General features: G+C 41.4%; 6 protein-coding genes. All 6 read left to right on the forward strand.

The window, feature by feature from the left end; all coding sequences use genetic code 11:
- Positions 1–67: 67 nt before the first annotated feature.
- Positions 68–2143 (forward strand): diguanylate cyclase, encoded by a 2076-nt coding sequence (locus RDS42_RS09125; protein WP_308783389.1) that lies wholly within the window; start codon positions 68–70, stop codon positions 2141–2143.
- Positions 2144–2164: 21 nt separating this feature from the next.
- Positions 2165–2518 carry an Hpt domain-containing protein gene (locus RDS42_RS09130; RefSeq protein WP_308783390.1) on the forward strand — a complete coding sequence of 118 codons (354 nt, stop codon included), beginning with the start codon at positions 2165–2167 and terminating at the stop codon, positions 2516–2518.
- Between the two features lie 22 nt (positions 2519–2540).
- Positions 2541–5309 (forward strand): ATP-binding protein, encoded by a 2769-nt coding sequence (locus RDS42_RS09135; protein ID WP_308783391.1) that lies wholly within the window; start codon positions 2541–2543, stop codon positions 5307–5309.
- A 98-nt stretch (positions 5310–5407) separates the two neighbouring features.
- On the forward strand, positions 5408–6166 hold the full coding sequence (locus RDS42_RS09140) for a formate/nitrite transporter family protein (RefSeq protein WP_308783392.1): 759 nt from the start codon (positions 5408–5410) through the stop codon (positions 6164–6166).
- Positions 6166–8202, forward strand: a complete 2037-nt coding sequence (locus tag RDS42_RS09145) for a DNA topoisomerase (protein WP_308783393.1) — start codon at positions 6166–6168, stop codon at positions 8200–8202. Before RDS42_RS09140 ends, RDS42_RS09145 begins: the two co-directional genes overlap by 1 nt.
- Before the next feature lie 5 nt (positions 8203–8207).
- Positions 8208–8872 (forward strand): UDP-N-acetylglucosamine pyrophosphorylase (locus RDS42_RS09150; RefSeq protein ID WP_334307435.1); only part of this gene is annotated, 665 nt, incomplete at its 3' end.

Below are 8872 nucleotides of genomic sequence, written 5' to 3' on the forward strand. Positions count from 1 at the left end.
TTATGTTACACTCAAAATAGATAAAGCGTAGGTTAAGAGCTTCTTTTTGAGAGGAAGAAAAGAGATTATGTATGATAAAAGAAAAATCAATAAGATTTTGATCGTTGATGATTCGGAGATGAATCGTGCGATCCTGGCAGATATGCTTGGTGAGCAGTATGAGATACTGGAGGCTGAAAATGGAATTGCAGCAGTACAAATGCTGCATACTTATGGAACAAAGATTTCTCTTGTATTGCTTGATGTTGTGATGCCGAAAATGGATGGATTTGAAGTACTGGCAATGATGAGCAGATATCATTGGATTGAAGAGATACCGGTAATTATGATCTCGGCAGAAAATTCACATTCTGTTGTGGAGCGGGCCTATGAACTTGGAGCGACAGACTATATCAGCCGCCCTTTTGACGAAGTGATTGTCTGCCGGAGAGTGATTAATACGATCATGCTTTATTCCAAGCAGAAAAAACTGGTATCTATGATCGCCGACCAGATGTATGAAAGCGAAAAAAGCAATACACTGATGGTATCTATCCTAAGCCATATTGTGGAATTCCGTAATGGGGAAAGCGGTCTGCACGTTCTGCATATCGGAACGATGACAGAATTACTTTTGAAACGGCTGAGAGAAAAAACAGACAGATACAATCTGGACAGCGCCAAGATATCCATGATCAGCAAGGCGGCGGCCTTTCATGATATTGGAAAAATATCTATCTCAGAAAATATATTAAATAAGCCGGGACGACTGACCGAAGAAGAGTTTGAAATTATGAAGACCCATTCGGCTGTAGGAGCAGATATGCTGGAAGATCTGCCGTTGCATAAAGATGAACCATTGGTTAAAGTGGCTTATGAAATCTGCCGCTGGCATCATGAACGGTATGACGGAAGGGGATATCCGGACGGACTGAAAGGAGAAGAGATTCCGATATCCGCACAGGCGGTTTCACTGGCAGATGCATACGATGCCCTGATCAGTGAACGTGTATATAAAAAAGCATTTTCTCATGAAACGGCCTTGAATATGATCCTGAATGGTCAGTGCGGGGCATTTAATCCGCTGCTGCTGGAATGTCTCAGCGAAATTTCAGACCATATTGAAGAGGAAATGACCATCAACTCTTTGAACCAGGCAAGCGAAAAAGAAATTCATAATATAGTAGAACGTCTGCTTTCCCACAAAGAACTTGCTACCTCCAATCGTATCCTTAGTATGCTGGAAGAAGAACGCATTAAATTTCAATTCTTTGCATCGATGGCATCCGAAATACAATTTGAGTATTCTGTGGTTCCGCCTATGCTCACTTTGTCAGACTGGGGGGCAGAAAAGCTTGGAATACCACGTTTTATTGTAAGCCCTTCGGAAAGCAGGGAATTATTATCCATTATCAGCAGAGAACAGATGACGGAATTAGACAGGCTGCTTCGCGGCACAACTCCGGAGTCACCTATTGTGGAATACAAAGCAAAAATAAAAATTGACGGAAAAATAAGATTCAGCCGTATTATAAGTCGTGCGCTTTGGACACAGGGTGACCAAAAAGAATACAGCGGTGCCATTGGAAAAATTCTGGATATTCAGGAAGAAGACAAAGAATTGCTCCGTCTGAAAAAATTAGCGTCTATAGATCCTCTGACAAATTTATATAATGAGGCTTATGTAAAAAAAGAGATCATGCATATTCTGCATGCACATCCGGAGAATGAATATGCGTTTATTATATTTGATCTGGATTATTTCAAAACAGCAAATGATGAGCGAGGACATGTATTTGGAGACCGTGTGCTTAAATATCTTGCAAAATGTCTGGAAACAAACATAAAAGAAGAGGATCTTGCTGCCCGCATTGGCGGAGATGAATTTCTGTTATTTGTACGGTATGATGAAAACACGGAACAGACTGTAAAAAAGATTTTTTCAGCTATGACAGGTGAGTATGACGGGTTTAAACTGTCTGTGAGTATGGGGATAGCAAACACGATAATATCTGCGCGTGATTACCGGGAGCTTTATCATTGTGCAGATCTGGCCTTATTTGAAGCAAAACGCAGGGGACAGGGATGCTGTATTTATTATGATGAAAAAAAATGTGCCGCAAATGCTCCAACTGCTATTTCTCCAATTGATCCGTCAATCTAAGAAGTCCGGAGGGAAAGAATTATGACATTAGAACAACTATATCAGGAGATTGCAGGAAATTATGCAGACATAAAGGACCGGCTTCGAAAAGAAGAACGAATTGAAAAGTTTGTGTTTCTTTTTTTGAAAGATACCAGCTATCAGACGATGGTTCAGGCTTTGGAGACCGGGAATATGGAGGAAGCATTTCGTGCAGTTCATACACTTAAAGGAATATGCATGAATTTAAGCTTTGATGAATTATATCATTTTTCCAGTGAAATGACAGAATGCCTGAGGGCGGGAGATGGAACAGGTGCAGCAAAAATTCTGCCGGAACTGGAAAAATGCTATGAAAAACATGTTCAGATGATCTGTAAATATAAAAACAATTAAAGCAGAAAAATGGGGGAGAGGCATGTCAGATGATTTAAAGAAAATATCTCCGGAAAAGCGTTTGTTTCAAAGTATAATAGAGGAGACGGTAGACGATATTTATGTGATCAATAAAGAAAATTATGATCTGTTATATGCAAATGAACTAAAAAAAGGCTGTTTAAAAGAAAAACAGAAGGGAAAAAAATGTTATCATATTTTATATGGAAAATCGCAGCCCTGTGAATTCTGTACATTAAACAAAAATTCTGTTTTTGACATAAACAAAGAAATAACTTATGAAGACCACGGACGCTTTTTTTCTGCCAGAATGCGGGAAATGGACTGGGATGGAATTCCTGCCTGTGTAAAATTTGTACGTGATATTACCGAAGAGGTAGAAAGCAACAGACAAAAAGAACGTCTGGAACAGTACTTCCAGATGGTTGTGAAATATCTGCCAGGCGGAATGGCTGTTGTACATCATAAAATTGGCGGGGAACTGAAGCCGGAATATCTGTCAGACGGGTTTTCGGAAATGGTAGATATGTCAAAAGAAGAAGCCTGGAAAATGTATGAGGAAGATGCACTTTCCGGAGTCCATCCTGATGACAGAGAATATGTGGCAAGATCGCTGGATCACTGCATTAAAGAAAAGAAAGAAAAATATGAACTGCAGTACCGGTTAAAAAAGGGAACCGGTGATTATATCTGGGTAAACGCTAAATTTTCTGTGATCCAGAGCGAAAAAGGAGAAGCAAGGGTTTATGCAGATTATCATGATATCACTGCAGAAAAAAAGATGCAGGAGCAGCTTCGGCAGCAGTATATCGATCAGATCCACCAGCACTATCTGCTGGCAGGACCGGATGCTCTGATCCTGGGACATTGTAATATCACAAAAAATAAAATATATGAAATTGTAGATCACACAGATTCCGGACTGCTTGAGCTGTTTGGAGATGTCAGGGAAGAGTTTTTTACCGGAATAGGTACCCTGATCGTAGATGAAAAGGAACGTCAGGAATTTTATTCCAAGTATTTGAATGAGCCCTCACAAAAAGCTTTTGATGCAGGGATAAAAGAAGTGATCATGCCCTGTTATATTCAGCTTCCAGGTAAAAAAGCTGGAAAATATGTTCAGTTTAAAGTGACTCTTGTAGAGACTCCGGATACCGGAGATGTAACAGGAATCCTTACAGTTACGGACATTACTGAAAAAACGATCCGTGAAAGGATTTTTATGCAGCTGTCTTCTGCAACCTATGATCTGGTAGCGAATATTAATCTTCTTTCCGATACTTATGAGATTGTAAGCGGAGGAGATGATACAATCAGTGAAATGAAGGGACTGAATTCAGAAAGGACACAAAAAGTTATCAGTCAGACGATCAGTGAAAGCCAGCAAAAATATGTGGCAGATATGCTGGATCCTACGGCTATGCTGGAGCGTCTGAAAGACAAGGACAGCTATTCTTTTGCTTATTCAGTTTATGATAAAAATGGTGAGATAAGAACAAAAAATATGACTGTTTTTGTGACAGACCGTCGTTTGGAAAGGGTTTGTTTTATTCGATCGGATGTTACAGATGTGCTGGAAGCAGAGCGGAAAACAAAAGAAGATCTGGAAAAAGCTCTGGCTGAGGCAAAGAAAGCCAATCGTGTGAAAAGCGATTTCCTTTCTTCCATGAGTCATGATATCAGAACTCCCATGAATGCGATTGTAGGCATGACAACACTGGCGTTAGCCAATCTGAACGATCCGGAGAAAATCGAGGATTATCTTCATAAGATTTCCGTTTCTTCTCAGCATCTTCTTAGTTTGATCAATGATATCCTTGATATGAGCCAGATTGAACAGTCAAAGATCCACCTGAATCATCAGGCGATAAGAATTGGAGAGATTATTGACCACATTTCTTCCATTATGATCTCTCAGGCAGAAAATGCAGGTGTGGATCTTCAGATCGATACAGGCAAATTTGAGCATGAAGGGTTTTATGGAGATGCATTGAGGATCAAACAGATACTGATTAATCTTCTGAGCAATGCGATTAAATTTACCGTGGAAGGCGGAAAGGTTTTGTTCCGTACAGAAGAATTAAATGCGAAAGAAGAAAATCGTGTAAGATACCGTTTTACAATCCAGGATACTGGGATTGGAATGACGGAAGAATTTATGAGTCATTTATTTGAACCTTTTATTCGCAGTGACCGGGTGACGAAAGTGGAAGGAACCGGTTTGGGATTAAGTATTACCAAGGGGCTCGTAGATTTAATGGGAGGAGAAATCCATGTAAGCAGCAAGCTTCAGAAAGGAACAAAATTTGAGATTGAACTGGAGTTTGAGCAGACAGAGTCTTTGAAGGATGAGCGTAAGGAAACGGCTTCAGAAATTGAAGAAGAGGATCTTACAGGCTGCCATTTTCTTCTGGTTGAAGATAATGAGATCAATTCAGAGATCCTTGGGGAACTTCTGCAGATGCGAGGAGCTACATTTACGGTAAAGACAGACGGGCTGCAGGCGGTAAATGAATTTAAACAGGCAAAGCCTGGAACCTATGATGCAATTTTTATGGACATACAGATGCCGGTAATGAATGGATATGAAGCAACACGGGAAATACGCAGATCGGATCATCCGGAAGCCGGATCAATGATAATACTTGCAATGACTGCCAATGCGTTTGCCGAGGATGTGCAGGCCTCTATTGAGGCTGGAATGAACGGTCATATTGCAAAGCCGGTAGACATGAAACTGCTGTATAATACGATTTCATCGTTACTTAAAAAAAGAAACAAGAAAAAATAAGAAGATTCCCCAGACCCTTGGACCGTAAATATTTCAGGTTGAGGGCTCTGGGGAATCGTGGTATAATGAGACCACTTTCATGAAAGGGGTGTGTACAGATGAATTATGAGGATGTACAGAAACTGTCGGGGGCGGCAGCGGCAAAAGCAAAACTATTAAAAAATGATTTTGGTAAGTATTTTATGAGAGCCATAATGGCCGGCTTTTTTATTGTGGTTGCCATGATCTTTTCCAATGTTGTGGGAAATATTTTTTCTGCGGCAGAGGAACCGGCCTGGGGGAAATTTCTGGGAGCAGTGGTGTTTGCTATTGCAGTTCTTTTGATCTCTCTGGTAGGTGGAGAATTGTTTACCGGAAATAATCTGGTCATGGCATTTGGAGCCTATGATAAAAAGGTCTCCTGGAAAGATGCAGGAAAAGTATGGCTCATAAGCTATATTGGCAATTTCGTGGGCTGCGTGATCCTTTCCCTGATTTTTGTGTGGGCAGGAGCGGCAGGAACAAAAGATTATTTTGCCGGCTTTATTGGAGCCAAGCTTTCTATTCCTGTCAATGAAATGTTTTTCCGCGCAGTTTTATGTAACTTCTTTGTATGTCTCGGTGTGCTTTGCGGAATTAAGCTGAAAAGTGAGGCTGCAAAGATCCTGATGATCATCATGTGTATTTCCGGATTTGTAGTCAGTGGATTTGAACACTGCATCGCCAATATGGGTATCTTTACTGTAGCGGCATGTGTAGTCCCGGGTATTTCCCTGACAGCAATGCTGAAAAGTATGCTGGTGGTCACAATTGGAAATATGATAGGCGGTGCAGTACTTCTTGCATGGCCTCTGAAAAGGATGAGTGCAGATCAGTAATGGGAAAAGCTTTATACATAGCAGAGAAGCCCAGTGTGGCACAGGAGTTTGCAAAAGCTCTGAAGATCAACGGACAGAGAAAAGACGGATATCTGGAATCAGAGGATTCTGTAGTGACCTGGTGTGTAGGACACCTGGTCACTATGAGTTATCCTGAAAAATATGACATGAAGTACAAAAGGTGGAGTCTCGATACCCTGCCTTTTTTGCCGCGTGAATTTAAGTATGAAGTGATACCCTCTGTTCAGAAACAGTTTCATATAGTTAAAGGTCTTCTGAACCGTCCGGATGTGGATACAATCTATGTATGCACTGACTCCGGACGGGAAGGAGAATATATCTACCGTCTGGTTGCACAGATGGCAGGCGTCCATGATAAAAAACAGAAACGAGTATGGATCGACTCCCAGACAGAGGAGGAAATCTTAAGAGGGATAAGGGAGGCAAAGGATATTTCAGAATACGACAATCTTTCTGCTTCAGCCTACCTGCGGGCAAAAGAGGATTATCTTATGGGAATCAATTTTTCCAGAGTACTGACTCTCAGATATGGAAACAGTGTATCTAATTATCTGAAAACAAAATACCAGGCTATTTCCGTAGGACGGGTCATGACCTGTGTTCTGGGAATGGTTGTCAGAAGAGAACGGGAGATACGGTCTTTTGTAAAAACACCTTTTTATCGGGTGCTGAACAGTATTTCTCTGGAGGGAGAGCATTTTGACGGAGAATGGAGAGCAGCAGAGGGAAGCCGGTATTTTCAGTCGCCGTATTTATATAAAGAAAATGGTTTCAAAGAGAAGAAATATGCACAGGAGCTGATTGCATTTTTGAGTCAGGATCAGCCGCTGTCCTGTCGTGTGGAAAAGGCGGAACGAAAAAAAGAAAATAAGAATCCACCGCTTCTTTTTAATCTTGCAGAACTTCAGAATGTATGCTCCAAGCTGTTTAAGATCAGTCCGGATGAAACTCTCCGGGTTGTCCAGGAGCTTTATGAAAAAAAACTGGTTACCTATCCGAGAACAGATGCCAGAGTATTATCTACAGCTGTGGCAAAGGAGATTTATAAAAATATTTCCGGATTACGGCGGTATCCTCAGATCAATGGTGCGGCAGATGAAGTACTGGAAATGGGATCCTGCAAAAATATTGCAAAGACCAGATATGTGAATGATAAGCAGATTACAGACCATTATGCTATTATTCCTACAGGACAGGGACTGAATGCCCTGACCAGCCTGTCCCAGACATCTCAGAGAGTATATGAGACTATCGTACGTCGTTTCCTGAGTATTTTTTATCCTCCGGCAGTGTATCAGAAAGTCAATCTGACAACTATGATGGGAAATGAGGCTTTCTTTTCTTCCTTTCGTGTGCTGCAGAGCGAAGGATATCTGAAGATTGCTTCCAATTCTTTCGCAGTCAGAAAGGCATCTGAGAAAAATACAGATACGGAGGAAGAAGAAAATACCTCCTGTAATGAGATTCTTCTGGCGGCATTGCAGAAGCTGAAAAAGGGTGATATACTTTCAGTGGATTCTCTGAATATCAAGGAGGGAGAAACTTCACCTCCGAAGCGCTACAATTCCGGTTCTATGATCCTGGCAATGGAAAATGCAGGACAGCTGATCGAGGATGAGGAACTGAGAGCGCAGATAAAGGGAAGCGGTATCGGTACCAGCGCCACCAGAGCAGAGATCCTGAAAAAACTGTTTACCATCAAGTATCTGTCTCTGAACAAAAAAACACAGGTTATCACACCGACACTTCTGGGAGAAATGATCTTCGATGTGGTCAACTGCTCCATACGCCAGCTTTTGAATCCGGAGCTTACTGCAAGCTGGGAAAAAGGTCTGACTTACGTGGCAGAAGGAAGTATCACCTCTCAGGAGTATATGGATAAGCTGGAGCATTTTGTGAGAGTGCGGACAGCGCAGGTAGAAAACAGTAATTATCAGTATGCGCTGAGGCAGTTTTTTGATGCCGCAGCAGAGAATTATAAGAAGCCTGCAGCTTCAAAACGAGGAGGAAAATAATTATGATGAAAGATTTTACCATTGAAAAACTTTTGGATCTTAATGAAACTATTGCTTCAGAACTTTTTGAGGGCAGGACCTATCCCTGGGAAGTTCTTCCTGAGATAAAGGATTTTATCCTGAAGCTGGGAAAAACACTGGATCCTGAGGAATATGAATATAAAGAAGGGGATATCTGGATTGCAAAATCGGCGAAAATAGCTCCTACTGCATGTATCAACGGTCCGGCAATCATTGGGAAAGATACAGAGGTCCGCCACTGCGCTTTTATCCGTGGAAATGCCATTGTAGGAGAAGGCTGTGTGGTGGGAAATTCCACAGAACTGAAAAATGTGGTGATTTTTAACTGTGTACAGGTTCCTCATTACAATTATGTGGGAGATGCTGTTCTGGGATATAAGTCCCATATGGGAGCCGGTTCTATCTGCTCCAATGTGAAATCAGATAAGCAGCTTGTTGTTGTAAAGGACGGGGAAGAAAAAATTGAGACAGGACTTAAGAAATTCGGAGCTATGCTGGGAGATCATGTGGAGGTAGGATGCGGTTCCGTACTGAATCCAGGTACCGTGATCGGAAGAAACAGCAATATTTATCCTCTTTCTTCTGTAAGGGGCTGTGTTCCCTCTGACAGTATTTACAAAAATAAAAATGAAGTAGTTTACAAAAAAGA

The sequence above is a fragment of the uncultured Blautia sp. genome (assembly GCF_902497045.1).
Classification (GTDB): domain Bacteria; phylum Bacillota; class Clostridia; order Lachnospirales; family Lachnospiraceae; genus Blautia_A.

Excerpts from the sequence above, each read along its gene's own strand:
- RDS42_RS09125 (WP_308783389.1), top strand. The coding sequence starts at position 68 with ATGTATGATAAAAGAAAAATCAATAAGATTTTGATCGTTGATGATTCG.
- RDS42_RS09130 (WP_308783390.1), top strand. The coding sequence starts at position 2,165 with ATGACATTAGAACAACTATATCAGGAGATTGCAGGAAATTATGCAGAC.
- RDS42_RS09135 (WP_308783391.1), top strand. The coding sequence starts at position 2,541 with ATGTCAGATGATTTAAAGAAAATATCTCCGGAAAAGCGTTTGTTTCAA.
- RDS42_RS09140 (WP_308783392.1), top strand. The coding sequence starts at position 5,408 with ATGAATTATGAGGATGTACAGAAACTGTCGGGGGCGGCAGCGGCAAAA.
- RDS42_RS09145 (WP_308783393.1), top strand. The coding sequence starts at position 6,166 with ATGGGAAAAGCTTTATACATAGCAGAGAAGCCCAGTGTGGCACAGGAG.